At 67.3% G+C, this 24,329-nt stretch carries 23 protein-coding genes and 1 pseudogene; 10 read left to right on the top strand and 14 right to left on the bottom strand.

Annotated elements, in window-relative coordinates:
• Both CR157_RS05180 and CR157_RS05175 read left to right on the top strand, forming a co-directional pair.
• On the top strand, window positions 1-729 hold the full coding sequence (locus CR157_RS05180) for a glutamine amidotransferase-related protein (RefSeq protein ID WP_110282430.1): 729 nt from the start codon (window positions 1-3) through the stop codon (window positions 727-729).
• The gene (locus CR157_RS05175; RefSeq protein WP_110282429.1) at window positions 719-1,921 is read left to right on the top strand and encodes a cation:proton antiporter; all 1,203 of its coding nucleotides are present in this window, start codon (window positions 719-721) and stop codon (window positions 1,919-1,921) included. The genes CR157_RS05180 and CR157_RS05175 overlap by 11 nt, the downstream gene beginning before the upstream one ends.
• A 12-nt stretch (window positions 1,922-1,933) precedes the next feature.
• Here CR157_RS05175 and CR157_RS05170 read toward each other — a convergent pair whose 3' ends face one another.
• Both CR157_RS05170 and corA read right to left on the bottom strand, forming a co-directional pair.
• Window positions 1,934-4,189, bottom strand: a complete 2,256-nt coding sequence (locus CR157_RS05170; protein WP_110282428.1) for a heavy metal translocating P-type ATPase — start codon at window positions 4,187-4,189, stop codon at window positions 1,934-1,936.
• 73 nt (window positions 4,190-4,262) lie between these two features.
• A complete protein-coding gene (gene corA / locus CR157_RS05165) occupies window positions 4,263-5,216 on the bottom strand; it encodes a magnesium/cobalt transporter CorA (RefSeq protein ID WP_110282427.1) in 954 nt (317 codons plus the stop codon).
• A gap of 163 nt (window positions 5,217-5,379) precedes the next feature.
• On the opposite strand from corA, the gene cadR reads away from it, so the two are divergent.
• Complete coding sequence (cadR, locus tag CR157_RS05160; RefSeq protein ID WP_110282426.1) at window positions 5,380-5,838, top strand: Cd(II)/Pb(II)-responsive transcriptional regulator; 459 nt, start codon at window positions 5,380-5,382, stop codon at window positions 5,836-5,838.
• Window positions 5,839-5,919: 81 nt separating this feature from the next.
• On the opposite strand, the gene CR157_RS05155 is transcribed toward cadR, so the two are convergent.
• The 7 genes from CR157_RS05155 to CR157_RS05130 all read right to left on the bottom strand — a co-directional run bounded on the left by CR157_RS05155 (window position 5,920) and on the right by CR157_RS05130 (window position 11,767).
• Complete coding sequence (locus CR157_RS05155) at window positions 5,920-6,690, bottom strand: ABC transporter substrate-binding protein (RefSeq protein ID WP_110282425.1); 771 nt, start codon at window positions 6,688-6,690, stop codon at window positions 5,920-5,922.
• A 146-nt stretch (window positions 6,691-6,836) separates the two neighbouring features.
• On the bottom strand, window positions 6,837-7,568 hold the full coding sequence (locus CR157_RS05150) for an ABC transporter permease (RefSeq protein WP_110282424.1): 732 nt from the start codon (window positions 7,566-7,568) through the stop codon (window positions 6,837-6,839).
• Entirely contained in the window at window positions 7,568-8,272 is a 705-nt protein-coding gene (locus tag CR157_RS05145) for an ABC transporter permease (RefSeq protein ID WP_110282423.1), read from the bottom strand. Before CR157_RS05145 ends, CR157_RS05150 begins: the two co-directional genes overlap by 1 nt.
• 24 nt (window positions 8,273-8,296) lie before the next feature.
• Window positions 8,297-9,067, bottom strand: a complete 771-nt coding sequence (locus CR157_RS05140) for an ABC transporter ATP-binding protein (RefSeq protein ID WP_110282422.1) — start codon at window positions 9,065-9,067, stop codon at window positions 8,297-8,299.
• 244 nt (window positions 9,068-9,311) lie between these two features.
• The gene (locus CR157_RS05135) at window positions 9,312-10,301 is read right to left on the bottom strand and encodes a succinylglutamate desuccinylase (RefSeq protein ID WP_110282421.1); all 990 of its coding nucleotides are present in this window, start codon (window positions 10,299-10,301) and stop codon (window positions 9,312-9,314) included.
• Window positions 10,291-10,428 carry a hypothetical protein gene (locus tag CR157_RS22510; protein ID WP_181421967.1) on the bottom strand — a complete coding sequence of 46 codons (138 nt, stop codon included), beginning with the start codon at window positions 10,426-10,428 and terminating at the stop codon, window positions 10,291-10,293. Before CR157_RS22510 ends, CR157_RS05135 begins: the two co-directional genes overlap by 11 nt.
• Before the next feature lie 262 nt (window positions 10,429-10,690).
• Window positions 10,691-11,767, bottom strand: coding sequence for a tartrate dehydrogenase (locus CR157_RS05130; protein ID WP_110282420.1), 1,077 nt, complete (start codon window positions 11,765-11,767; stop codon window positions 10,691-10,693).
• A gap of 131 nt (window positions 11,768-11,898) precedes the next feature.
• Between CR157_RS05130 and CR157_RS05125 the strand changes: the two genes are divergently transcribed.
• Both CR157_RS05125 and CR157_RS05120 read left to right on the top strand, forming a co-directional pair.
• Entirely contained in the window at window positions 11,899-12,846 is a 948-nt protein-coding gene (locus CR157_RS05125) for a LysR family transcriptional regulator (RefSeq protein ID WP_110282419.1), read from the top strand.
• Window positions 12,843-14,156 carry a glycosyltransferase gene (locus CR157_RS05120; protein ID WP_110282418.1) on the top strand — a complete coding sequence of 438 codons (1,314 nt, stop codon included), beginning with the start codon at window positions 12,843-12,845 and terminating at the stop codon, window positions 14,154-14,156. The genes CR157_RS05125 and CR157_RS05120 overlap by 4 nt, the downstream gene beginning before the upstream one ends.
• 7 nt (window positions 14,157-14,163) lie before the next feature.
• On the opposite strand, the gene CR157_RS05115 is transcribed toward CR157_RS05120, so the two are convergent.
• Genes CR157_RS05115 through CR157_RS05105 form a run of 3 tightly spaced genes read right to left on the bottom strand, consistent with a single transcriptional unit; the run spans window position 14,164 to window position 17,238 of the window.
• Window positions 14,164-14,850 (bottom strand): TVP38/TMEM64 family protein, encoded by a 687-nt coding sequence (locus CR157_RS05115; RefSeq protein ID WP_110282417.1) that lies wholly within the window; start codon window positions 14,848-14,850, stop codon window positions 14,164-14,166.
• Window positions 14,847-15,662, bottom strand: a complete 816-nt coding sequence (locus CR157_RS05110; protein ID WP_110282416.1) for a zinc-dependent peptidase — start codon at window positions 15,660-15,662, stop codon at window positions 14,847-14,849. Before CR157_RS05110 ends, CR157_RS05115 begins: the two co-directional genes overlap by 4 nt.
• 4 nt (window positions 15,663-15,666) lie before the next feature.
• Complete coding sequence (locus CR157_RS05105) at window positions 15,667-17,238, bottom strand: bifunctional GNAT family N-acetyltransferase/carbon-nitrogen hydrolase family protein (RefSeq protein ID WP_110282415.1); 1,572 nt, start codon at window positions 17,236-17,238, stop codon at window positions 15,667-15,669.
• Between the two features lie 214 nt (window positions 17,239-17,452).
• On the opposite strand from CR157_RS05105, the gene CR157_RS05100 reads away from it, so the two are divergent.
• From CR157_RS05100 to CR157_RS05085, 4 genes are all read left to right on the top strand, one after another.
• A complete protein-coding gene (locus tag CR157_RS05100; protein WP_110282414.1) occupies window positions 17,453-18,646 on the top strand; it encodes an ABC transporter ATP-binding protein in 1,194 nt (397 codons plus the stop codon).
• A complete protein-coding gene (locus tag CR157_RS05095) occupies window positions 18,643-19,935 on the top strand; it encodes an ABC transporter substrate-binding protein (protein ID WP_110282413.1) in 1,293 nt (430 codons plus the stop codon). Before CR157_RS05100 ends, CR157_RS05095 begins: the two co-directional genes overlap by 4 nt.
• A 146-nt stretch (window positions 19,936-20,081) precedes the next feature.
• Entirely contained in the window at window positions 20,082-20,969 is an 888-nt protein-coding gene (locus tag CR157_RS05090; RefSeq protein WP_110282412.1) for a carbohydrate ABC transporter permease, read from the top strand.
• Between the two features lie 19 nt (window positions 20,970-20,988).
• Complete coding sequence (locus CR157_RS05085) at window positions 20,989-21,840, top strand: carbohydrate ABC transporter permease (protein WP_110282411.1); 852 nt, start codon at window positions 20,989-20,991, stop codon at window positions 21,838-21,840.
• Here CR157_RS05085 and CR157_RS05080 read toward each other — a convergent pair.
• Window positions 21,837-22,013 (bottom strand): annotated as a pseudogene (locus tag CR157_RS05080) (EamA family transporter); the annotation flags it as partial. The gene CR157_RS05085 and the pseudogene CR157_RS05080 overlap by 4 nt on opposite strands.
• Window positions 22,014-22,036: 23 nt before the next feature.
• Entirely contained in the window at window positions 22,037-22,303 is a 267-nt protein-coding gene (locus tag CR157_RS05075) for a DksA/TraR family C4-type zinc finger protein (RefSeq protein WP_110282410.1), read from the bottom strand.
• A 318-nt stretch (window positions 22,304-22,621) separates the two neighbouring features.
• On the opposite strand from CR157_RS05075, the gene CR157_RS05070 reads away from it, so the two are divergent.
• Window positions 22,622-24,253: a BCCT family transporter gene (locus tag CR157_RS05070; RefSeq protein WP_258364067.1), complete on the top strand. Its 1,632-nt coding sequence runs from the start codon at window positions 22,622-22,624 to the stop codon at window positions 24,251-24,253.
• Window positions 24,254-24,329: the final 76 nt, after the last annotated feature.

Genomic DNA, 24,329 nt, shown 5'->3' with positions numbered 1-24,329 from the left:
ATGCATATCGGACTTCTGCAATGCGACGACGTGGCGCCGGAGCTGCGCGAGGCGCATGGCAACTACCCCGAGATGTTCCAGCGCCTGTTCACATCGGTGGATCCGACCCTGACGTTCCGCGTCTGGCGCTGCCTCGACGGCGAGATCCCCGACGACGTGAACGCCGTCGACGCCTGGCTGACCACCGGATCGAAGTTCGGTGTCAACGACGGCCTGGCCTGGGTCGACGCGCTGTGCGGCTTCGTGCGCGAGCTGTGGCATTCCGGCAAGCCGCTGGTGGGCATCTGCTTCGGCCACCAGCTGATCGCCAGGGCGCTGGGCGGGGAGGTGGTCAAGAGCCCCCGCGGCTGGGGGGTGGGGGTGTCGTTCAACCGGGTCACCGAGCGTGCCGGCTGGATGGAGCCGTGGCAGGAGGGGCTCGACCTGGTGGTCAGCCATCAGGACCAGGTGGAAGAACTGCCGCCACAGACCCGCGTGCTGGCGGAAAGCGACTTCTGTCCCGTCTATCTGATGCAGGTCGGCGAACACTTCCTCGGCGTGCAGGGCCACCCGGAATTCGCCAAACCCTACTCCCGGGACCTGATGCAGCTGCGCCGCGAGCTGGTGGGCGCCCATCGGGTGCGCGAGGGCCAGGCCTCGCTCAATGCCCCGGTGGACGATACCCTGATGGTGCGCTGGATCCTGAACTTCATGAAGCGGGCCATGGAGGGTGGCGGAGATGACGGCTGACACATCCTGGGAGTGGCCCATGGCCGAGCCCGGTACCGCGACGGCCAACCTGATCCTCCTGGGACTCATCCTCAGCCTGAGCATCTTTGCCGATGCGGTGGCCAGTCGTACCCGCCTGCCGCGCATCTCGTTGCTGGTGCTGGTGGGTGTCGGGGTGGCGGCCGCCCAGCAGTGGGGCCTGGGCCAGACCGGGGCCCGACCGCTGGATGGCCTGAGCGAGCCGCTGATCCAGGTGGCGCTGGTGATGGTGGCCTTCCTGCTGGGGGGCGAGCTGACCCCGGAGCGGCTGCGCAGCACCGGCCCCTTGATCGTAATCGTCTCGCTGGCGGTGATCGTGATGGGGGTGCTGTTCGTGGGTGCCGGCCTGCTGCTGCTCGGTTTCCCGCTGGCGGTGGCGGTGAGTCTGGCCGCCATCTCGGTGGCCACCGACCCGGCGGCGGTCAGCGAGACGGTGCACGAGAGTGGCGATACCCGCTTGCGCGCCCGCCTGCTGATGGGCATCGTGGCTATCGACGATGCCTGGGGGATTCTCGTCTTCGGGCTGGCCATGGCGCTGCTCGGCTGGCTGCTCTCCGGTAACGGCGGCCTGGCGCTGGCACAGGCCGGCTGGGAACTGGGCGGCGCGCTGGTGCTCGGCGCCGCCGTGGGGCTACCGGCGGCCTGGCTGACGGGGCGGCTGAGACCCGGCGAGCCGACCCAGGTCGAGGCGATCGCACTGATCCTGTTGCTGGCCGGGCTCGCCACCTGGCTCGAGGTCTCGGCCCTGCTCGCGGCGATGATCGCCGGTGCCCTGGTGGCCAACCTCTCCTCCCACCATACGCGCTCGTTCAACGAGATCGAGCACATCGAGTGGCCCTTCCTGGTGTTCTTCTTCGTGCTCTCCGGGGCCAGCATCGACCTGCGCCACCTGGGCGACGCCCTCTGGCTCACCCTGGCCTATATCGCGCTGCGCCTGGCGGGGCGCTACCTGGGCGGCGTGCTGGGAGGCCACCTGGCGCGGCAACGCGGTACCCGCTTGCCCCACGATATCGGCCTGGCGCTGACGCCCCAGGCCGGCATCGCCATGGGCATGGCGCTGCTGGCGGTGGAGCGTTATCCCGAGCAGGGGGCGCTGCTGCTCGCGGCGGTGGTGGCCTCCACCGTGGTCTTCGAGACGCTGGGGCCTTTGCTGGTGCGTCGCGTACTGCGCTGACCCCCCTCGTCGTCATGATCGGGCGGGCTGCGGCGCCGCTTGGCCGGTGCCGGTCGCCGCCGCACCACGGTGCCGGGCCTCGCCGGCCGTGAGCAGGCGCAGGCCGTTGGCCACCACCAGCAGGCTGGCCCCCATATCGGCGAATATCGCCATCCACAGGGTGGCGTGGCCGCTGAAGGCCAGGGCCAGGAATACCACCTTGATGCCGATGGCGAAGACAATGTTCTGCATCAGCACGGCGCGTGTAGCCCTCGAGAGTCGCACGAAGGCCGGCAGCTTGCGCGGGTCGTCGTCCATCAGCGCCACGTCGGCGGTCTCGATGGCGGTGTCGCTGCCGGCGGCGCCCATGGCGAAGCCGATATCGGCGCGGGCCAGCGCCGGTGCATCGTTGATGCCGTCCCCGACCATGCCGACGACGCCGTGTCGGGCATGTTCCTCGATGGCCGTCAGCTTGTCCTCCGGCAGCAGCTGTCCCCGCGCCTCATCGATGCCAGCCTCGGCGGCGATGGCGGCGACGCTGGCCGGGTTGTCGCCGCTGAGCATCAGCGTCGTCACGCCCTGTGCATGCAGGTCGGCGATGGCCTCGCGGCTCTCGGGCCTGAGCGGGTCGCTCACCGCGAACAGTGCCAGCGGCCGGTCCCCTTCACCGAGGATCACCAGCGTCTCGCCGCGGGCCTCGTGGGCGCCGAGTCGTGCCTCCAGGGCCTCGTCCGGGCGGGCGAAGCCTTCCAGCAGGCGGCGGTTGCCGAGCCAGACCGGGCGCCCCTCGACCATGGCGGTGACGCCGCGGCCGGGCTGCTCGTTGAGGGCCTCGACCTCGAGTGCCGCGATGCCCTCCTCCCGGGCGGCCAGGGCCAGGGCCCGGGAGACCGGATGGCCCGAGCGTTCGGCGAGTCCCGCGGCCAGTGCCCTCAGCCGGCGGCGTTCGTCATCGCCGGCGGCCTCGTCCAGCGGTTGCCAGTGGCACTGGGTGGGCGCGCCGCGGGTCAGGGTGCCGGTCTTGTCGAAGGCCAGGGTGCGCAGGCGACGCCCCTGCTCGAGGAAGGTCCCCCCCTTGATCAGGATCCCGGCCCGGGCCGCCGCGGAGAGGCCACTGACGATGGTCACCGGGGTGGAGATCACCAGGGCACAGGGACAGGCGATCACCAGCAGCACCAGGGCGCGGTAGATGCCTTCCAGCCAGGCGACGCCGAGTAGCCAGGGGGCCAGCAGGGCGGTGAGCCCGGCGAGGACGAGCACCACCGGAGTGTAGACGGCGGCGAAGCGGTCGATGAAACGCTGGGTGGGGGCGCGGCTGGCCTGGGCCTGCTCGACGGCGTGGATGATCCGCGCCAGGGTGGTGTCGGCGGCGGCCCGGGTGCTGCGGTAGGTGAACTCGCCGTCACGGTTGACGGTGCCGGCGAAGACGGTGTCGCCCGGTGCCTTGTCCACCGGCAGGCTCTCGCCGGTGATGGGCGACTCGTCCAGTGCCGGGTGGCCGGCCTCGATCTCGCCATCCAGGGCGATGCGCTCGCCGGGGCGCACCCGGACCCGGCTGCCGGGCGCGACCGCCTCGGCGGGTTGCAGCGCGAAACGGCCATCGGCCTGCTCGACCGTGGCCTGCTCCGGGGCCAGCGAGAGCAGCTCACGGATGGCGTGGCGGGCGCGGCCCAGGGAGCGCGCCTCGATACGTTCGGCCAGGGTGAAGAGCACGATCACCATGGCCGCCTCGGCCCAGTGGCCGATCAGCAGCGCTCCGGCCACCGCCACGCTCATCAGCGCATTGATGTTCAGGGTGCGGTGGCGCAGGGCGATGAAGCCCTTCTTCCAGGTCGGCAGCCCCACCATGGCGATGGCCACCAGCGCCAGCAGGGCGGGCAACCAGGGGGTGGCCAGCGCCAGCCACTCGCTCACCTCGGCCGCCAGCGCCACCAGGGCGGCGATGCCCAGCTTCCACCAGTTCTCGCCCCTGCTGGCGGCCTCGGTCCGACGGCTTGGGTCGAGGGCTTCCGGTGTCATGCCGGTGGACGCGATGCGCCGGTGAATCGCGTCCTCGTCGATGTCGCGGTGGTGAACGGTCAGTACACGGCCGATCAGGTCGAACTCCAGCGTCTCGACGCCCGGCATGCCCTCGAGGGCACGGCGCAGCAGCGTCTCCTCGGTGGGGCAGTCCATGGCCTCGATATGCAGGCGCAGGGGGCGTGTTCCCGGAGGCGGCGCCTCACGGGAGGCCGGTGGGGGTGGCGCGTGACCGGTGCAGCAGCTGTCGCAGGTAGACTTCGTGGTCATGTCGGGCTCCTTGCCATCGTCTATGCTGATGACACACCCTGTAGCCACTACAGGGTCAAGCGGCAACGCTGTGCTATAGCCAGTTCTTGTGCTTGAAGTACAGGTACGGCGAGATGCCGGCAATGGCCATCAGGCCGAGGGCGAAGGGATAGCCGACGGGCCAGGACAGCTCGGGCATGACGTCGAAGTTCATGCCGTAGATGCTGGCGATCATCGTGGGCGGCAGGAAGACCACGGCGGCGATCGAGAAGGTCTTGATGATCTGGTTCTGCTGGATGTTGATGAAGCCCTGGGTGGAATCCATCAGGAAGTTGATCTTGTCGAACAGGAAGGCGGTGTGGGTCATCAGCGTATCGACGTCGCGCTTGACCTCGCGGGCCGTTTCCTGGAGCTCGGCATGGACGCGCAGGTGGCGGATCAGGAAGGACATCGAGCGCTGGGTGTCCATGAGGCACAGACGGATCTTGCCATTGCTGTCCTCGAGCTTGGCCAGTTGGTCGATGGCATCCTCGAGGTCTGAGTCGTCCTCCTCCAGCACCAGGTGGCTGACGTCCTCGAGCTTGCGGTGAACGTCCTCCAGGGTATCGGCGAGGTTTTCCACCTTCTGCTCGAAGATCGTCAGCATCAAGCTCTGCGCCGAGTCGGCTTCCACCTGGCCACTGCGGGCACGCAAGCGCAGCAGGCGGAAGTCGGCGATCTCGGTGTCCCGGAAGGTGATCAGCCGTTCGGGCTGCAGGATGAAGGCGACGGTGGTGTTGCCGTGGCGTCCCTCGCTCTGCGACAGGAACAGCGAGTGCACGTGAATGCCGTCGGCGTCGACGAAATAGCGCGCCGATGACTCGATCTCCTCGACGTCGTCGGTGGCCGGCAGTTCATCGGCCAGGAAGGCATTGAGCCGCTCGCGCTCGTCCTCGTCGGGTTCGTGAGCATCGATCCAGGTCGCCTGGGCCAGGCGCTCGGACAGTGGCCGGGTGTCCTCGGAGACTTCCTGGATGGTCTGGCGATTGAGCTGGAAGGTGCGAATCATCGTCGTCCCTGGAGCGTCTGGTTGGATTTGCCCAGATTAGGCGTTTACGACCATCAGGCCAATCACGATGGTCGAGCCGTCCTCGCGTAACGTCTGGTGGTTCACCGTTGCGGGGCACATACCCTATAGTGACTATAAGGTAGGGTGACCGGAGGCGCGAGGCATGAAGATCGGCGAGCTGGCCCGGCGCACGGGGTGCGCCGTAGAGACCATTCGCTTCTACGAGCGTGAGGAGCTGCTGCCCGAGCCGGCGCGCAGCCAGGCCAACTACCGGCTCTACGCCGAGGCGCATGCACAGCGGTTGCGTTTCATCCGCCATTGTCGCGCGCTGGACATGACGCTGGACGAGATCCGCACCCTGCTGGACTACCACGATCACCCGCGCCAGCCCTGCGATGCCGTCAACGGCCTGATCGATGACCACCTGGCGCACGTGGAGGCGCGCCTGTCGCAGCTCCAGGCGTTGCGCGAGGCACTAGTCAATCTGCGTTCGCGCTGCAGGGGCAAGGCCGACTCCGGCCACTGCGGCATCCTGCAGGAACTGTCCCAGCCGTTGCCCGCCGAGGAGTCGACCGGGCTGGTCGACAGCAGCCATGTGCCGGGCCCGCATCGCGGCGGCTGATCGGTGGCGCCATGCCCGGCAAGCCTCCTCCCCCGGCCGGGCCGGGAGAGGAGGTCGGGCGGGGATCATTCCTTGCCGTGCTTATTCTTTACCGAAATAGCGCTCGTGGATCTCGTCGTAGGTGCCGTTTTCACGCAGGGTGGCGAGTGCCTCGTTGAAGGCCTCGGCCAGTTCCTGGTCACGCTGGCGGAAGGCGATGCCGAAGCCCTCCCCGAAGTACTCCTGGGGCTCGGTGATCATCTCGCCGACCAGCTTGTAATCTCCGGCCTCGCTGTCCAGCAGGGTGGACTTGCCGATCGGGAAGTCGAGGAAGACGGCGTCGAGACGGCCGGAGTCCATGTCCAGCACCATGTCGTCGGCGGTGGCGTAGCGATTGACCTCGGCCACGTCGCCATAGAGGTCGGTCACGTAGTTGTCCTGCAGGGTGCCGCGCTGCACGCCTAGGGTCAGCCCTTCCAGGCTCTCCTCGGAGGGGGTGCCGATCTCCACGTCGGCGGGGGCGAACCAGGCGGATGGCGGGGTGATGTAGGGGTCGGAGAACAGCACCTGCTCGCGGCGCTGCTCGTTGATGGTCATCGACGACATGATGGCGTCGTACTTGCGCGCCATCAGGCCGGGAATGATCCCGTCCCAGCCCTGCACGACCCACTCGCATTCGATGCCGATCTCGGCGCACAGGGCATTGCCCAGGTCGATGTCGAACCCGGTCAACTCGCCATCGGGCGTGCGGTATTCCATGGGTTCGTAGGGCACGTCGACGCCGATGCGGATATCGCGGACCTCGGCACTGGCACTGCCGGCGATCATGGCGGCGCCGAGCACGCCGAGGCTCAGGATAGTCTGGAGCTTCATGGGTGATTTCCCCTGTTATTGGTAGTGTCGCTTCGTGAGCGATGACCCGCCCAAGATAACGGATGCCTGGGCACGTCGGAAGAGGGAACCGGCCGGATTCGAACGCTGGTTCCCAACGGTTGTTTGACGCTCCTTGTCGTCGACTGTCAGCCGCTGGCCGGCTTGAGGTGAGCCAGCAGGCGACGTTCCAGGTAGCGGAACAGGTAGAGGATGGCGAAGGTGAGGCAGAGATAGATCGCCGCGACGAACAGGAAGGCCTCGAAGGGGGCATAGAAGCGTGCATAGACGAAGCGAGCCGCCCCGGTGAGGTCCATGATGGTCACCACGCTGGCGATGGCGCTGGCGTGGAGCATGAAGATCACCTCGTTGCCGTAGGCCGGCAGGGCGCGGCGGAAGGCGCTGGGCAGCACGATGCGCCGCAGCATCAACGCCCGGGACATGCCGTAGGCGCGCGCCGCCTCGATCTCGCCCCTGGGGGTGGCCTTGATGGCGCCATGGAAGATCTCGGTGGTATAGGCCGCGGTGTTCAGGGTGAAGGCGATCAGGGCCGGCACGAAGGGCTTCTCGAGGATCACCCACAGCCAGGACTCCTGGATGCCCTCGACGAAGACCACGCCATAGTAGATCAGGTAGAGCTGGACCAGCAGCGGTGTGCCGCGGAACACATAGGTGTAGAGGAAGATGGGCATCTTCACCCAGCGCCTCCGCGAGCCACGGCCGATGGCCAGCGGCACCGCCGCCACCAGGCCGATGATCAGTGACAGGAACACCAGTTGCACCGTGGTGACCAGGCCCTCGCCGTAGTAGGAGAGGGTCTGCAGGGTGAAGATGCTGTTGTCGGCGAGCTGGGCTTCCAGCTGGGCAAGTAGTGCCTCCATCAGTCCGCCTCCCCGTAGCCGACGTTGTAGCGCTTCTGCAGGCGCGCGAAGCCCCATTCCGAGACGCTGGCGATCAGCAGGTAGATGGCGGCCACGATGATCATGAAGGTGAAGGGCTCGCGGGTGGCCTTGGACGCCTCGGCCGCGACGCGAACCATGTCGGAGAGCCCGATCACCGAGACCAGTGCGGTGGTCTTGAGCAGCACCATCCAGTTGTTGGAGAGCCCGGGCAGGGCGTGGCGCATCATCTGCGGGAAGCGGATGCGCCGGAACACCAGCCAGTGGCTCATGCCGTAGGCCCGGCCGGCCTCGATCTGGCCACTTTCCACCGCCATGAAGGCACCGCGGAAGGTCTCGCCCATGTAGGCCCCGAAGATCAGGCCGATGGTGATCACCCCGGCGACGAACTCGTTGACGTTGATGAAGGTGTCGATGCCGAACCGGTCATAGAGCCAGTCGGTGACCATGTTGATGCCGATCTGGCCACCGAAGAACATCAGCATCATCAGTACCAGGTCGGGCACGCCGCGGATGACGGTGGTGTAGAGGGTACCGGTGCGGTGCAGCAACCAGTTGCGCGACATCTTGGCGCTGGCGGTCGCGAGCCCCAACACAATGGCCAGGATCAGCGACAGCACCGCCAGTTCGATGGTGATCAGCGCCCCTTCCAGCAGGCGCGGGCCGTAGCCATGGAGGTCGATCATGGAGTTCTCCTCATCCGGGCCGCCTCAGTGCTTGGGCGCCAGGAACTGCCTGAGACGCTCGGAGCGTGGGTTGCCCAGCACCTCGCCGGGAGGGCCGGCCTCTTCCACCCGGCCCTGATGCAGATAGATCACCTGGGAGGAAACATCGCGGGCGAAGGCCATCTCGTGGGTGACCACGATCATGGTGCGCCCCTCCTCGGCCAGGTCGCGCATGACCTTGAGCACGTCGCCGACCAGTTCCGGGTCGAGCGCCGAGGTGGGCTCATCGAACAGCATCACCTCCGGGTCCATGGCCAGCGCCCGGGCGATGGCGCCACGCTGCTGCTGGCCGCCGGACATCTGGGCGGGGTAGGCGTCGGCGCGTGCGCTCAGGCCGACGCGCTCGAGTAGCGCCCGGGCCTGCTCGACGGCCTCCTTCTTCGGCTTGCCGAGCACATGGACCGGGGCCTCGATGACGTTCTCGAGCAGGGTCATGTGGGCCCAGAGGTTGAAGCTCTGGAATACCATGGAGAGCTTGGCCCGCATGCGTACCACCTGCTTCCAGTCGGCGGGCTCGCGCCCATGCCGCGTCTGCTTGAAGTGGATCTTCTCGCCGTGGACGATCAGGTCGCCCTCGTCGGGCTGCTCGAGCAGGTTCATGCAGCGCAGGAAGGTGCTCTTGCCGGAACCCGAGGCTCCGATCAGGGTGATGACGTCCCCCTTGTGGGCCTTGAGCGACAGGCCCTTGAGGACTTCGGTGTCGCCGAAGCGCTTCTTGATGTCGTGCACTTCCAGCGGAATCGGGGTATCGGCCATGGAACGGGCTCCAGGTCAGGTAAGGTCGCCACGGGCGACGCGCCGCCAGGGGTGAGTGGCGCGAAAAGGGAGCGATTCTAACAGTCCGTCGGGCTTTCGGCAGCGGAGCGCTGAGGAACAGGTGTTCGACTTTGGTATGACTTTTGATGGATCATCATCATGATGTTGTCTCCGGTTTGTTGTAGTTTTGCCATGTTTTCGTCTGTGGATTCGTGTTTTTGCCACTGGATCCTGTGCGGCGCGATCAGGTCTCGGGTGCCGACGCGGGGCTGACCAGCAGGGCCGCCCGGGCTCCCGGCTCGACCTGGGCATTGGGAAAGACCACCCGCAGGGGCGTCGCGCCGACCCGGTAGTCGCCGGCCTTGCCATCCTCGGCCAGCAGGGTGCCGGGGGCGAACTCGGTGAAGTTGGGCGTGTCGTCGGGAAAGCAGAGCCGGAACGCCTCGGCCTCGCGCATCAACTCGTGCTCGACCTGGAAGAAGGCCATCCGCCCGGGGTCGCCGGCGGCCGGCTCGCGTCCGGCGATCAGCGACTCGAGCAGCCGCCCCATGGGGGCCAGGGCCGCCAGGTCGTTGTGGCCGAAGGGCAGGGCACGCCCGAGCTCGAGGGTGAAGGCCTGGGCGCCGTGATAGTGCTTCGAGTAGTGGGAGAAGGTCCAGCTGTGGCGGTGCTGGTGGAGCACCGCCTGGATGCCGGCGGCGGCGAACCAGCGCCACTGCTCGGGGGCCACGGCGGTCGCGGCGTAGGGGCTGACCACGAAGCATGGGTAGCGGCTGTCGCGGATCGCCGTATGCAGGTCATAGTGGAGTCGCGAGTGTGCCGGGTGGCGGGCATGGAAGCCGTCCACGGCGGCCATCAGCTCACGGGCCCGGTCGGGCTCCATCCCCACCTCATCGATATCGCGTCGGAACAGCCGGTTGAGGTTGGTGCTCACGTAGCGCTCGGCACGGCGGATCGCCTCGAGGTTGCCGAGGATCACCAGCACCGGCGCGCCCAGCCGGGTGAGACCCGCCTCGAGGCGTGCCAGGCACTCGCCGAGCAGTTCGATGGGGGCGGTCTCGTTGCCGTGGATGCCGGCCGAGAGCACGGTGGCGCGGGGCGCCTCGCCTGGCTGATCGGGGATGAGTTCGAGCAGCCCGGGGCCGAGCAGCCGGTAGCGCCCGCCGGGGATGCGACCTTCCGGACGCTCCGGGGTACGCGCCTCGAGGCTCAGCGTCAGCCACTCAGACAGCATGATCGCGGCGTACCTCGGTGATCTCGAGGCCCGGGTCGGCCTGCCGGGCGCCGTGGTGGTGGGTCATGGCGGTGTCGCGGTTCAGCAGGCGGGTGCAGTGCTGCGCGAGACTCGTGTCGAAGGGCATGGGGCCACCTTGGGGTCGGGTTGTCGGGCCGGTCGAGGAACACCTTCCATTGCCGGGTCCCGTGTCTCAAGGGGCGACGTCGGCCCGATGAAAGTGCCGGGTGCGATATTGAAACTCGGTGGATCGCGCCGTGACCTTGGCACGATGGGCGAGCATGTGGCGCGGATCGCCGCCCGCCTCGCGGGGTGATCGACCGCCTCCCCGAACGCACAGCGCCCCGCCCGGTTTCCCGGGCGGGGCGCTGTCGGTGACGGGGCGGGAATCAGCCGGCTGCCAGGCGCTCGGCGATGGCCCGGCCCAGGGTCTCGGTCGTTCCGTGGCCGCCGGCATCCGCGGTCAGCACCGCCGGGTCGGCCTCGGCCAGAACGGCCTCGAAGGCATCGACGATCGCCTTGCCGGCTTCCTTGTGGCCCAGGTGCTCAAGCATCATGGCGGCCGACCAGATCTGGCCGATGGGGTTGGCGATGCCCTTGCCGGCGATGTCCGGGGCGCTGCCGTGGACCGGCTCGAACAGGCTCGGGAACTTGCCTTCCGGGTTGATGTTGGCCGAGGGCGCCACGCCGATGGTGCCGGTGCAGGCCGGGCCCAGGTCGGAGAGGATGTCGCCGAACAGGTTGCTGGCCACCACCACGTCGAACCAGTCGGGGTGCATGACGAAGTTGGCGGTCAGGATATCGATATGGAACGCATCGACGCTGACGTCGGGATAGTTCGTGCTCATCGCCTTCACCCGCTCGTCCCACCAGGGCATGGTGATGGCGATGCCGTTGGACTTGGTGGCCGAGGTGAGCTTTTTCCGGGGGCGGGTGGCCGCCAGGTCGAAGGCGTATTTCAGCACCCGGTCGACGCCCACCCGGGTCATCACCGTCTCCTGGATCACCACCTCGCGCTCGGTGCCCTCGAACATCCTGCCGCCGACACTGGAGTATTCGCCCTCGGTGTTCTCGCGCACCACGTAGAAGTCGATGTCGCCGGGCCGGCGGTCGGCCAGGGGGCTCTTGATGCCCGGCAGCAGCTTGCAGGGCCGCAGGTTGATGTACTGGTCGAACTGGCGGCGGAACTGCAGCAGCGAACCCCACAGCGAGATGTGGTCCGGCACCTTCTCCGGCCAGCCCACGGCGCCGTAGAAGATGGCGTCGAAGTCCTTGAGCCGGTCGAACCAGTCGTCGGGGAGCATCTGGCCGTGCTCGAGGTAGTAGTCGCAGCAGGCGAAATCGAAGTGCTCGAGGGTCAGGTCGAGGTCGAAGCGCCTGGCGGCGGCCTCGAGAACCCGCAGGCCTTCCGGCATCACTTCGGTGCCGATGCCGTCGCCGGGGATGACCGCGATGCGATGGGACATGGAACTCCTCCTGGGGCAGGGACATGATCGAGTCAGTCCAGTCTAGTCTGTGACCATGACGAGATAATCGGGGTACAATGCAATTTATTGTTGAGTGAAAGTGGAGAGTGTCTTGATCGGGGGGAACGCTGATGGCCCAGTTCGACGACCTGGCCTTCTTCCAGCGCCTGGCCCATGCCGGCAGCCTCACCGCCACGGCGCGTGAGCTGGGGGTGTCGCTGTCGGCGGTGAGCAAGCGCCTCAAGCAGCTCGAGGGGCGGCTCGGGGTGGCGCTCGCCAGCCGCACCACCCGGCGCCTGACCCTGACCACCGAAGGTGAGCTCTATCTGGCTCGCGGGGCGGCGATCCTCGAGGAGCTGCACGAGCTCGAGGAGACCTTGGGCGAGCATCAGGCCGAGCTCTCCGGCCCCCTGCGGATCCACTCCACCTTCGGCTTCGGTCGCCGCCATGTGGCGCCGCTGCTCTCGGCGTTCTGCCGCGAGCATCCCGGCATCGAGGGGGTACTGGAGCTCTCCAACTTCCCGCTCAGCCTGGGCGACCAGGGCTTCGATATCGGCATCCGGGTGGGCGAGCCGCCGGACTCGCGGCTGGTGGCCCGGCGGATCCTCGCCAGCCGGCGGATACTCTGCGCCTCCCCGACCCTGGCGGCGACCCTCCCCCCGCTGCGCGCGCCGACCGACCTGACCCGACATGCCTGCCTGCTGCTGCGCGAGAACGACAGCGACTTCGCCGTGTGGCGTTTCCAGAAGCGCGGTCGCCCGGCGGAGGAGCAGGCGGTGAAGGTCGCCGGCCCGCTCGCCAGCAACGATGGCGAGGTGATCGTCGGCCTGGCGCTGGACGGCCACGGTATTGCCCTGCGCTCCTGGTGGGACGTGCACCGGCACCTGGCCAGCGGCGCCCTGGTCGAGCTGCTGCCGGACTGGCAGGGGGTGCGGGCCGACTTCCATGCGATCTACCAGCAGCGGCGCCATGTGCCGGCGCGCATCCGGGCGTTTGTCGCCTATCTTGAACAGGAGATGGTCAAGCGGGTGCCGCCTCTGCAGCCTGGCCCGCTTACCGGGAGTGGGGAGTCGCCGTGAATGTGCTGATGTTCACCAATACCTACCTGCCCATCGTCGGCGGGGTCAGCGAGTCGGTGCAGCGGTTGAAGCGCCGATTGCAGGCCGTCGGGCACCGGGTGCTGGTCGTGGCACCGAGGCTCGCAGGGCAGCCCGAGCACGAAACGGATGTGGTGCGAGTGGCGGCGGTACAGCATTTCAATGGCAGCGACTTCTCGTTGCCGGTCCCGATCCCGGGACAGCTCATCGATGCCATCGAGACCTTCGCACCGGACATCGTGCACTCCCATCATCCCTTCCTGCTCGGCGATACCGCGGCCCGGGCGGCGGAGACCTACGGCCTGCCATTGGTGTTCACCCATCACACACTCTACGAGCATTACACCCACTATGTGCCCGGCGACTCGCCGCGCATGCAGCGCTTCGCCATTGCCCTGGCCACCCAGTACACCTGGCTGTGCGACGAGGTGATCGCCCCGAGCGAAAGCATCCGCGACCTGCTTCGCGAGCGCGAGGCCAACCCGGCGCTCAGCGTGGTGCCCAGCGGGGTCGACACGCTAGGCTTCGTCCTGGGTGACGGTCGTGGCTGGCGGGAATGGCTGGGGATTCCGGCCGATGCCTATGTGGTCGGCCACCTGGGGCGCCTGGCCAGGGAGAAGAACCTGACCCTGCTGGCCGAAGCGGTCGCCAGGGCCCTGGCCGAGTTGCCCGAGGCGCATTTCCTGGTGGTTGGCGAGGGAGAGGCCCGTCACGCCATGTCGGCCATCGCCGCCGACCATGACGTGGCCGAGCGCTTCCACTTCACGGGAAGGCTGCACGGTCAGGCGCTGATCGATGCCTACCACGCCATGGACCTCTTCGCCTTCGCCTCGCACAGCGAGACCCAGGGGATGGTGATTGCGGAGGCGATGGCCGCGGGACTGCCGGTGGTGGCGATCTCCGCCCCGGGAGTACGGGAGGTGGTGCGCGATGGCTACAACGGACGCCTGCTGATCGGGGACGATGACGAGGCCATGGCCGAGGCCATCATCGAGCTGGCCCCGCCAGCGCGGCGCGAGCTGTTGCGCCGGGCGGCCCTGGCCACGGCAGAGGCCTTTGATGAGCGCCACTGCGCTGAGCGTTGCCTGGCGGTCTACCGGCGGGCGATTGCCCGGGGTGGCCCCTTCACCCACGCCGATGACGGCGGCTGGGAGTGGGTGCGGGGGCGCCTCGGTGCCGAGTGGCAGATGCTTCGCTATCGGGGACGCCTGCTGCGCCATCTGGTGCATGAGGAGTGGGAGCAGGAGCGCCCCTCCTGGTGGCCGGGCGGGCCCGGGCCGCCGCCGAAGTAGGGCCGGGTCAGGGATGGTCCCGACGACGCCGACGGTCGGCCCAGCGCTTGAGCCCGACCAGCAGCAGGACGCCGACGAGCAGTCCCCCCGCCGCCCACAGCAGTTCGCCGCGGCTCTCGGCGGTGGCCAGCTGCCCGAGCTGGCTGCCGAGCAGCGTGACCCCGGCCAGCCCCGGAATGATGCCGAGGGTCGAGCCGATCATGTAGTCGCGGAAGCGCAGGTGGAAGGCGCCGGCCATCAGGTTGGTCAGGGTGAAGGGGGCCAGCGGCAGCAGGTTCACCAGGGTCATGGTGCGGATGCCGCGGCCGGCAAGGTAGCGGGACAGGCCGTGCAGGCGGTGCCCGCCATGGCGCAGCAGGGCGTCCCGCCCCAGCCGGCGCCCCACCCACCAGGTCAGCATCGAGGCCGCCAGGGTGCCGGCCAGGGCGTAGGCGAAGCCCCACCAGGGGCCGAACAGCAGGCCGGTCAGGGCCACCAGCAGGCTCAGCGGGAACATCACCAGCGATGCCCCGGCATAGAGGCCCATGACCACCAGCACCGCCCAGGGGGCATCGCGCCAGGCCACCGAGCCCTTCACCAGCCTCATCAGGCTCTCCACCGTCAGCAGGTCCTGCATGGCCAGCCACTGCCACAGCACGCCCAGGGCTATCAGTCCCAGGACCAGCAGGAGGGGGATCGCCAGGCGTCGGCTCATGGTGTCGGTTCGCTCCGGGCGGGCTGCCGGGCCAGCGGATCCTGCCGGAAGTAGCGCACCAGCAGCGCATGGAGCTCGGGATAGGCCCGGTGGAGCACATCGGGGGCGGTGAAGAAGTGCTCGCAACACACCGCGAAGCACTCGCCCGGGTGGCTGGCGGCGTAGTCGTCGATGGGGGTGGCCTCGCCGTGCTCGAGCCGCGCCCGGAGATCCTGCCATACGCCCATGAACACCCGGTGCCATTCCCTGGGGTCGATCTCGCGAGGCAGCGGCGGAAAGCCGTCCACGTCGAGCGAGTTGCCCAGGTCGAGCTTGTGGGCCAGCTCGTGGATCACCACGTTGAAGCCGCTCCAGTCGCCGCTCTCCATCAGGTCGGGGAAGGCGACCACCACCGGGCCCTGGGAGGAGGTCTCGCCGGCTCGCTCGTCGACGTATTCGTGCATCACGCCAAACTCGTCCATCTCCTCGACCTGGCGCTGGAAGGCGTCGGGCAGTATCAGGATCTCGTGGACCCCGGCGAAGGCCTCTTCGTGTTCCGTTTCGCTCCAACCCAGGGTCAGCAGGCAGGCCTGGGCGGCCAGCGCCAGCTGCGCCGGCAGGTCGAAGGGAGTGGTCTCGACCAGCGCGGGATGCAGGCTGACCCGCTTGGCGTGCAGGAAGCGCCAGGCACGGCGCCCCAGTCGCCCCGCATCGTCGTCGCCGAGCGTCGCCAGCAGCGGCAGGCGCGAGCGGGCTTCCCGCCAGGCCTCCTCGGGGAAGGGGTGGCGGGCCTCGAAGCTCTTCGCCCGCCAGCGGCGCAGGTGGCCCAGCATGGCGTCAGCTCTCTTCCAGGTTCGCCCCGGACTTCCACGACCAGTCGCGCCAGCGCAGGTCGAAGAGGTCCTTGCGGCGATCCTTGAGGTTGGTCACCGAGCCTTCGGCACGCACCACCGTCAGCCGGGTCAGGTCCAGGTCCGAGAACATGATCATCTCGGTGTTGGGCGTGGTCTCGGAGAGCACCGCATCGTGGGGGAAGGCGAAGTCCGAGGGTGAGAAGACCGACGACTGGGCGTACTGGATGTCCAGGTTCTCGATGGACGGCACGTTGCCGACGCTGCCGCACAGCACCACGTAGCACTCGTTCTCGATGGCTCGGGCCTGGGCGCAGTGGCGCACCCGCAGGTAGCCGTTCTTGGTGTCGGTCCAGAAGGGCACGAAGAGGATGTCCATGTCCTGGTCGGCGAGCAGGCGCGAGAGTTCCGGGAACTCCACGTCGTAGCAGATCTGGATGCCCACTCGGCCGGCATCGGTCTGGAACACCAGCAGCTCGTCGCCCCCCTCGATCACCCAGTCGCGCCGCTCCTGGGGGGTGATGTGCAGCTTGGCCTGGCGCTCGATGCTGCCGTCGCGATGGCAGAGGTAGGCGATGTTGTAGAGGCGGTCGTCCTCGCCCACCTCGATCATCGAGCCGGCGACGATGTTGATGTTGTAGGAGACCGCCATGCGCGACAGCTCGGTCTTGAACTGGTCGGTGAAGCCGGCCAGGAAGCGCACGGCGGCCATCTGGTCCTGCTGGGCGGCGCGGTCCTGCAGGCCCATCAGCGGGGCGTTGAAGAGCTCGGGAAAGACTGCGAAGTCGCTCTGGTAGTCGGCCAGGGCATCGACGAAGTACTCGATCTGCTGCAGCACCGCCTCGACCGAGGCGAACTCGCGCATCTGCCACTGCACCGCGCCGACCCGCACCTGGGTGGGACGGTTCTCCAGCACCCGCTCGGCGGGCTCGAAGAGGATGTTGTTCCACTCGAGCAGGGTGGCATAGCCCTGGGACTTCTCGTCCTCCGGCAGGTACTTGCGCAGCAGGCGCTTGACCTGGAAGTCGTTGGCAAGCTGGAAGGAGAGGATGGGGTCGTGGATCTCCTTGCGCGCCACCTTGTCGAGGTATTCGGCCGGCGAGAGTTCGTGGGCGTGCTCGTGGTACTGGGGAATCCGCCCGCCGGCGAGTATCGCCCGCAGGTTCATCGAGCGGCACAGCTCCTTGCGCGCCTCGTAGAGGCGCCGGCCCAGGCGGTAACCGCGATAGTCCGGATGGATCAGCACGTCCAAGCCGTACATGGCGTCGCCGTCCGGGTCGTTGAGGATGGTCTCGCGCTTGCCGATCAGGTCATCGTAGCGGTGCGGGTTGGAGAAGGTGTCGTAGTCGACCAGCGCCGTCAGGGCCACGCCGACGATGGTGGCGTCGTCCTCGATGACGAGCTGCCCGTCGGGGAATTCCTTGATCAGCTTGTCGATGGTGGGTCTCGGCCAGGCGCCGCCGATGTCGTCGTAGACCCGATCCATCAACGCCTGGAGCTGCGGGTAGTCGTCCGGGGTCAGGTTGCGCAGGTTCAGATGCAGATCGTCGAGGGACATGGCGCGTCGGTTCCTGGTCAAGGTGAAAGGCGAATTCTAGCATGCCCGCAATTGCGCCCGGCTGTCATGCCTGGCTCATGGCCCTGTCATCGCGGTGTCACCCGGCCCATGGACGATGCCCGCAAACCGGTGGATCACCGGCTACGCTGTTCAAGGGAGGACGGGACGCCCGGCGGGTCGTCCTGCCCCCAGGCATTCGGGCAACGAGCACGCCATGCGCGACGACAAGAACGATCACCAGCGAATCCGGCTCGAGGCGGTGAGCAAGGTCTGGAGCGGCCAGGCGGCCGTCGACCGGATCTCCTTCGCGGTGGCACCCGGCGAGTTCGTGATCCTGCTGGGTCCCTCGGGCTGCGGCAAGTCGACCACCCTGCGGATGATCGCCGGCCTCGAGCCGGCGAGCGAGGGCCGTATCCACATCGGCGAGCGCGACGTTACCCACCTGCCCCCGGGAGACCGCGGCATCAGCATGGTGTTCCAGTCCTATGCGCTCTTTCCCCACCTCAGCGTGGCCGACAACATCGTCTTCGGCCTGCGCAGCCGCAAGGTGCCCAGGGCCGAGCGCGAGTCGCGGCTGGCCCGGGTGGCGCAGCTCGTCGACCTCGAGGCGTACCTCGAACGCAAGCCGGCCCAGCTCTCCGGCGGCCAGCGCCAGCGGGTGGCCCTGGCCCGGGCGATCATCTCCGAACACCCCATCTGCCTGATGGACGAGCCGCTCTCCAACCTCGACGCCCGGCTGCGCGGGGAGATGCGCCGCGAGATCAAGGCGCTGCAGCAGCGGCTCGGCATGACGGTGATCTATGTCACCCACGACCAGGTCGAGGCCATGAGCATGGGCGACCGGGTGATCCTGATGGAGGCGGGGGGCATCGTCCAGGACGGTACCCCCGGCGAGCTCTACAACCGGCCGGCCACGGCCTTCGCCGCGAGCTTCATCGGCAGCCCGGCGATGAACCTTGTGGCGCTTTCCGCCGCGGCCGATGGCGCCGTCATCGACGGCGAGCCGCACTGTTCCATCGCCTCGCACGAGGCCAAGGGCCACCTGCTGGGCGTGCGCCCCGAGGATATCGCCATCCTGCCCAGTGAGGCGCCCGGCGTGCCGGCCGAGGTGATCGACGCGGAGTATCTCGGCGCCGACAGCATCGTGCGACTCAAGGTCGGCCACCAGGAGCTGCGGGCCCGGGTCGACGGCGTGCCCGTGGTCGGAGCGGGGTCGCCCTGCCGGCTGCAATGGTCGCCCTCGGCGGCCCACTTCTGCAGCGCTGGAGACGGGCAACGCCTGGCACTCCAGGGATATGACCTCGCCGCGGCCCCCGGCCGGCTGTCGCAGCAGCACCCGGGGCAGAGACACGAGGCCCGGGCCTCGCCCAACCAGGTAGGGAACGACTCTCCAGGAGTGAACCGATGAACGCGCGACTTCCCCTCAAGACGAGCGGTCTGGCCGTGGCCGGGCTGCTGGCCGCCGGCTCGCCGTCCGCCCAGGCGCAGACCGAACTGACCATGTACTACCCGGTGGCGGTAGGCGGCGCCCTCACCGAGGTGATCGACGGCCTGGTCGCCGACTTCGAGGCCGAGCACCCGGACATCGCGGTGGACGCCATCTACGCCGGCAACTACGACGACACCCGGGTGCGGGCCATGTCGGCGGTCGAGGCCGGCGATGCGCCGCAGCTCTCGGTGATGTTCTCCATCGACCTCTACGAGCTCATCGACCAGGACGTCATCGTCCCCTTCGACGACCTGATCGAGACCGACGAGGAGCGCGAATGGCTCGACGGCTTCTATCCGGCCCTGATGGAGAACGGCCGGCTCGACGGCCAGACCTACGGCATCCCCTTCCAGCGTTCGACCATCGTCTTCTACTGGAACAAGGACGCCTTCGCCGCCGCCGGGCTCGACCCCGACACCCCGCCCGAGACCTGGGAAGAGATGGCCGAGATGGCCGCCGCCGTGCGCGAGGCCTCGGGGGGCGAGCAGTGGGGCGTGATGGTGCCCTCCACCGGCTACCCCTACTGGATGTTCCAGGCCTTCGCCTTCCAGAACGGCCACCGGCTGATGAGCGACGACGGCACCGAGGTCTACTTCGACGACCCGGCGGCCATCGAGGCGCTGGAGTACTGGGTATCGCTGGCCGCCGAGCATGACGCCATGCCCTCTGGCACCATCGAGTGGGGCACCCTGCGCCAGAACTTCATCGAGCAGTCCACGGCCATGATGTGGCACAGCACCGGCAACCTCACCGCGGTGCGAGGCGAGGCAGGCTTCGACTTCGGCGTGGCCATGCTGCCCATGAACACCCAGCCCGGCAGCCCCACCGGCGGCGGCAACTTCTACCTCTTCAAGGGCGCCAGCGAGGACGAGCAGCGCGCCGCCATGACCTTCATCCGCTGGATGACCGCACCGGAACGCGCCGCGACCTGGTCCATGGAGACCGGCTACATGGGCGTCAGCCCGGCGGCCTACGAGACCGAGGCACTGCGGGACTACGTCGAGGCCTTCCCGCCGGCGGCGGTGGCCCGCGACCAGCTCGAGCATGCTACCGCCGAGCTTGCCACCTACCAGGGCGGCCGCGTACGCCGGGTGCTGGACAACGCCGTGCAGGCGGCCCTCACCGGCCAGATGTCGCCCGAAGAAGCGCTGGCCCAGGCCCAGGCGGAAGCCGATGCGGCCTTGCGCCGCTATGCACGCTCGCGATGAGTTCTAGCGCAGCGTAATCAGGGCGCCGGGGGCAAGGGCGAAGAGGAGGTCATTTGCCAGGGATGGCAAATGTAGCGTCCAGGGAGGGATTCACAGCGCCTCCTCGTAGGCCTTGCCCCCGGATCAGCCCCCAGATAGGACATGTCATGGTGATCCAGAGCGCCGATCGGCGCATGCAGGTCTATGGCGCGCTGTTGCTGCTGCCGGCGGCGGTGCTGCTGGGTACCTTCGCCTACCTGCCGACCGTCGCCACCCTGATCAACAGCCTCTTCCTGCCCGGCTTTCGCGGCGCGCCGCCGGAGTTCGTCGGGCTCGAGAACTATGCGCTGCTGATCGAGGATCGCACCTTCTGGAAGGTCGCCCGCAACAACCTGATCTATGCGCTCGGCACCATCCCCACCTCCATCGCCCTGGCGCTGGGCATGGCGCTGTTCGTCAATGCCCGCCTGCCGGGACGCGGCCTGGTGCGCATGGCCTATTTCACGCCGACCATCCTGCCGATGATCGCCGCGGCCAATATCTGGATGTTCTTCTACGCGCCGCAGATCGGCCTGTTCAACAGCCTGCTGGGCTCGATCGGCATCAGCGGGCCGAACTGGCTGGGCGATCCGGGCGTGGCGCTCACCTCGGTGATCGTGATGACCGTCTGGAAGGAGGCCGGTTTCTTCATGATCTTCTACCTGGCGGCACTGCAGAGCATCCCGCCGGAGCTCGAGGAGGCCGCCACCCTGGAGGGCACCAGCCGCTGGAGCTTCTTCTGGCGGGTGACCTTCCCGCTACTGATGCCGACCACCCTGTTCGTGCTGATCAATGCGCTGATCAACGCGGTGCGGGTGGTCGACCACCTGTTCATCCTCACCAAGGGCGGGCCCAACAACGCCACCAACCTGCTGCTCTACTACGTCTACGAGAACGCCTTCTCGTTCTTCGACCGCACCTATGCCGCCACCATCACCGTGGTGATCCTGCTGGTGCTCGCCGTGGTGGCGACGATCAAGTTCCGCGTGCTCGATCCCCGCACGCACTACCAGTGATGATCTCGAGGAGCGGGCCATGACCACGCCTACCGCCGCCGCAGCCACGACCCCGACACGCCGACGGGTGCGTTTGCCCCGTCTGGAAACCACCGCCGCCTGGCTGCTGGCGATCATCTGGATCTTCCCGCTGCTCTATGCCTTCTGGGCGGCCTTTCATCCGCCGGCCTTCATGGTGCGCTTCGACCTGTTCGCGCCGCTGACGCTCGACAACTTCACCGACGCCTGGGAGCAGGCGCCCTTCGCCCGCTACTACGTCAACACCTTCCTGCTGGTCACCGGCATCGTCGCCGCCCAGTTCGTGGTGTGTACCCTGGCCGGCTTCGCCTTCGCGCGCTTCCCGCTCCCCGGCAAGGACATCCTGTTCATGCTGGTGCTGATCCAGCTGTTCGTGTTTCCCGAGGTGCTGATCGTCGAGAACTACCGTATCGCCAGCGCGTTGGGGCTGGTCGACACCATCACCGGCATCGGGCTGCCCTACGTGGCCAGCGCCTTCGGCATCTTCCTGCTGCGCCAGACCTTCAAGACCATTCCCCGCGAGCTGGAGGATGCCGCCCGGGTCGAGGGCTGCGGCTGGATGGCGATCCTGCTCAAGGTGTACGTGCCGCTGGCCAGGCCCACCTACCTGGCCTATGGCCTGGTCTCCATCAGCCACCACTGGAACAACTTCCTGTGGCCGCTGGTGGTCACCAACTCGGTGGAGAGTCGCCCGCTCACCGTGGGGCTCGGCATCTTCTCGGCGCCGGAGACCGGCGTCAACTGGGCCACCGTCAGCGCCGCCACCCTGCTCAGCATCGCCCCGCTGCTGGTCGCCTTCCTGCTCTTCCAGCGCCAGTTCGTGCAGTCCTTCCTCAGGGCGGGGATACGCTAATCGGCGATACGGTCCCTGCTTGCCTGCCTTGGTGGCAGGGTCAGCGTCTGGGCCATGATCACGCCGGCCAGCACCAGCACACCGCCGAGCAGGTGGAAGAGCGAGATGCGCTCGCCGAGGAAGGCCATGGCGATCAGCGCGCTGAACAGCGGCATCAGGGTGATGAAGATGGCGCCGCTCTCGTGCTACCCGTGTGTCAGCGCAGCTGGCTGTCCTTGCTGCCGCGTCGGTTGTAACCGCTGAAGGCGGTCCGCTGCTTGTCGCGCTCGCCCTGGCAGGCGATGCACAGCCGCACCCCCGGCACGGCCTCGCGGCGGGCCTGGGGGATCTCGTCGTCGCACTCCTCGCAGCGCTTCCGGCTCTCGCCCTGGGGCAGCTCGCTGCGCGCCCGCTCGAGCGCGTCCTCGACGGTGCTGTCGATCTGCTCCTGCACGGCGCCGTCCTTCGACCAGCCTCCCGCCATGATGTCGTCTCCTTCGGCTCTCGATGAGCCGTCTACCGGTCCTGAGAGTCTGGGCTATCCGGCTTGTCCTGACCAGTGGCATCGGGCCCCACGAGGGGGGCTGATGGCTGGGGCCTGCAGTCAGTAAGTTGTTGTCAAATTGAAAAGCTGGGATAGGGGCGATGGGAAGAATGGATTGAGTCTCGGATATGAAGTGGGAGGCCTTGACGCTCCTGCTTCTCCCTGTGGATCCAAGGTGCTGCAGCTATTCCATGAATCCAGGGCTTGTGAGAAAAAAGTCTATACTGCTCTACAACTTATAACAAAAGGGAGCCTCTCATGAGCGACCCGTTGCCGCCCCCCGTGACCAGCGACATGCAAACGGACTACGTCGTTGGCCAGGACAATATCGAAGGGCGACTGGGGCCCATCGGCTTCGATATCCACAACCGGGTCTTCGTCGTATCGGCACTCGCCTCGGTCGTCTTCATCGTCCTCACTCTGTTGTTTCCGGAAAGGGCGGGGAGCCTTTTCCAGTCCATTGTCGGTTTCTCCACCGGGACGCTGGACTGGTATTTCATGATCGTGGTGGATTTCTTCATCCTGTTCTGTATAGCGCTCGTCGTCCTGCCCTATGGATCGGTCAGGCTGGGTGGTCCCGATGCCCGACCGGAGCACAGTTACCTGTCCTGGTTTGCGATGCTGTTCACTGCCGGCATCGGAATCGGACTGCTGTTCTTCAGTGTGCTGGAGCCGGTCTATCATGCCAACGTCTCCTTACCATTGGGCATTCCTTCACCTTTCGGGGCCGATGGTGAACTCAATCCGGAGGCCATTCCCGAAGCAACCGCCCTGGGCCTTGCCGGCACCTTTCTCCATTGGGGCATCCATGGCTGGGCCGTCTATGTGGTGATGGCGTTGGCGCTGGCCATCTTTACCTATAACAAGGGCCTGCCATTCTCCATTCGTTCGGCGTTTTTCCCGATCCTTGGCGAGCGTGTCTGGGGCTGGTGGGGGCATGCGATCGACATCCTGGCGGTGTTTTCCACCTTGTTTGGACTGGCCACGGCGCTCGGACTCGGGGCACAGCAGGCCAATGCAGGGATGAATTTCGTCTTTGGTCTGGAGATCAGCACCACCTTTCAGGTCATCGTTATCCTCCTGGTAACGGCAGTGGCACTGGTATCGGTCTGGCGGGGACTCGAGGGCGGCGTGAAGAAGCTCTCCGAGATCAATATGGTCCTGGCCGTGTTCTTCTTCTTCTTCGTGCTGTTCGCCGGCCCGACCCTGGTGGGCCTGAACGGGTTCTGGTCGGGGCTTTCGACCTATGTGAAGGACTTCGTCCCGTTGTCGGCCCCCTTCGGTCGTGACGATGATGCCTATCGTCAAGCATGGTCAGTCTTCTACTGGGCCTGGTGGGTCAGCTGGGCACCGTTCGTCGGCATGTTCATCGCTCGGGTATCGCGTGGGCGCACGGTTCGGGAGTTCGTGCTCTGCGTGCTGGTGATTCCCAGCCTGTTCATCTTCATCTGGATGGGCGTCTTCGGTGGCATCGCGCTCGATCAGCTCTATGCCGACCCCGGCAACAGCCTGGTCAAGGAGTACGTGATCGACAATTACAGCCCCGAGCTGTCGCTGTTCGGCATGCTGAATGAACTGCCGCTGACGGGCCTGATGTCGACCCTTGGCATCACTCTGGCGTTGATTTTCTTCGTCACCTCGTCGGATTCCGGCTCCCTGGTGATCGATACCATCACCGCCGGCGGCAAGATCGATGCTCCCAGGCCTCAGCGGATGTTCTGGGCAACGGTGGAGGGCTTGATTGCCATCGTGTTGCTTCTCGGCGGCGGCCTGTCGGCGCTTCAGGCCGGAGTGACGGCGACGGCGATTCCGTTTTCCATCGTGATGCTGTTGATGTGCTACTCCATCATCAAGGCGCTGAATGGCGAGTTGCGCCGCAAATCCGCCTGAAGAACGCCGAGCTGGAACGCCTGATAAGGGTACAGGCCCCACCGAGGTGGGGCCTGTCGGGCCAGGGGAGGTGCGC

The organism is Halomonas sp. LBP4, from assembly GCF_003202205.1.
GTDB lineage: Bacteria > Pseudomonadota > Gammaproteobacteria > Pseudomonadales > Halomonadaceae > Halomonas > Halomonas flagellata.
Note: the sequence above shows the minus strand (reverse complement) of the source record. Positions and strands in the feature narration are given on the sequence as shown.

What these genes read in the sequence shown, in the direction of transcription:
- CR157_RS05075 (WP_110282410.1), bottom strand. Translation starts at nt 22,303, where the DNA reads ATGGCGGGAGGCTGGTCGAAGGACGGCGCCGTGCAGGAGCAGATCGAC.
- CR157_RS05090 (WP_110282412.1), top strand. Translation starts at nt 20,082, where the DNA reads ATGGTGATCCAGAGCGCCGATCGGCGCATGCAGGTCTATGGCGCGCTG.
- CR157_RS05145 (WP_110282423.1), bottom strand. Translation starts at nt 8,272, where the DNA reads ATGATCGACCTCCATGGCTACGGCCCGCGCCTGCTGGAAGGGGCGCTG.
- CR157_RS22510 (WP_181421967.1), bottom strand. Translation starts at nt 10,428, where the DNA reads ATGCCCTTCGACACGAGTCTCGCGCAGCACTGCACCCGCCTGCTGAAC.
- CR157_RS05155 (WP_110282425.1), bottom strand. Translation starts at nt 6,690, where the DNA reads ATGAAGCTCCAGACTATCCTGAGCCTCGGCGTGCTCGGCGCCGCCATG.
- CR157_RS05125 (WP_110282419.1), top strand. Translation starts at nt 11,899, where the DNA reads ATGGCCCAGTTCGACGACCTGGCCTTCTTCCAGCGCCTGGCCCATGCC.
- CR157_RS05115 (WP_110282417.1), bottom strand. Translation starts at nt 14,850, where the DNA reads ATGAGCCGACGCCTGGCGATCCCCCTCCTGCTGGTCCTGGGACTGATA.
- CR157_RS05100 (WP_110282414.1), top strand. Translation starts at nt 17,453, where the DNA reads ATGCGCGACGACAAGAACGATCACCAGCGAATCCGGCTCGAGGCGGTG.
- CR157_RS05105 (WP_110282415.1), bottom strand. Translation starts at nt 17,238, where the DNA reads ATGTCCCTCGACGATCTGCATCTGAACCTGCGCAACCTGACCCCGGAC.
- CR157_RS05150 (WP_110282424.1), bottom strand. Translation starts at nt 7,568, where the DNA reads ATGGAGGCACTACTTGCCCAGCTGGAAGCCCAGCTCGCCGACAACAGC.
- CR157_RS05170 (WP_110282428.1), bottom strand. Translation starts at nt 4,189, where the DNA reads ATGACCACGAAGTCTACCTGCGACAGCTGCTGCACCGGTCACGCGCCA.
- corA (WP_110282427.1), bottom strand. Translation starts at nt 5,216, where the DNA reads ATGATTCGCACCTTCCAGCTCAATCGCCAGACCATCCAGGAAGTCTCC.
- CR157_RS05135 (WP_110282421.1), bottom strand. Translation starts at nt 10,301, where the DNA reads ATGCTGTCTGAGTGGCTGACGCTGAGCCTCGAGGCGCGTACCCCGGAG.
- cadR (WP_110282426.1), top strand. Translation starts at nt 5,380, where the DNA reads ATGAAGATCGGCGAGCTGGCCCGGCGCACGGGGTGCGCCGTAGAGACC.
- CR157_RS05070 (WP_258364067.1), top strand. Translation starts at nt 22,622, where the DNA reads ATGAGCGACCCGTTGCCGCCCCCCGTGACCAGCGACATGCAAACGGAC.
- CR157_RS05110 (WP_110282416.1), bottom strand. Translation starts at nt 15,662, where the DNA reads ATGCTGGGCCACCTGCGCCGCTGGCGGGCGAAGAGCTTCGAGGCCCGC.
- CR157_RS05085 (WP_110282411.1), top strand. Translation starts at nt 20,989, where the DNA reads ATGACCACGCCTACCGCCGCCGCAGCCACGACCCCGACACGCCGACGG.
- CR157_RS05095 (WP_110282413.1), top strand. Translation starts at nt 18,643, where the DNA reads ATGAACGCGCGACTTCCCCTCAAGACGAGCGGTCTGGCCGTGGCCGGG.
- CR157_RS05130 (WP_110282420.1), bottom strand. Translation starts at nt 11,767, where the DNA reads ATGTCCCATCGCATCGCGGTCATCCCCGGCGACGGCATCGGCACCGAA.
- CR157_RS05140 (WP_110282422.1), bottom strand. Translation starts at nt 9,067, where the DNA reads ATGGCCGATACCCCGATTCCGCTGGAAGTGCACGACATCAAGAAGCGC.
- CR157_RS05180 (WP_110282430.1), top strand. Translation starts at nt 1, where the DNA reads ATGCATATCGGACTTCTGCAATGCGACGACGTGGCGCCGGAGCTGCGC.
- CR157_RS05175 (WP_110282429.1), top strand. Translation starts at nt 719, where the DNA reads ATGACGGCTGACACATCCTGGGAGTGGCCCATGGCCGAGCCCGGTACC.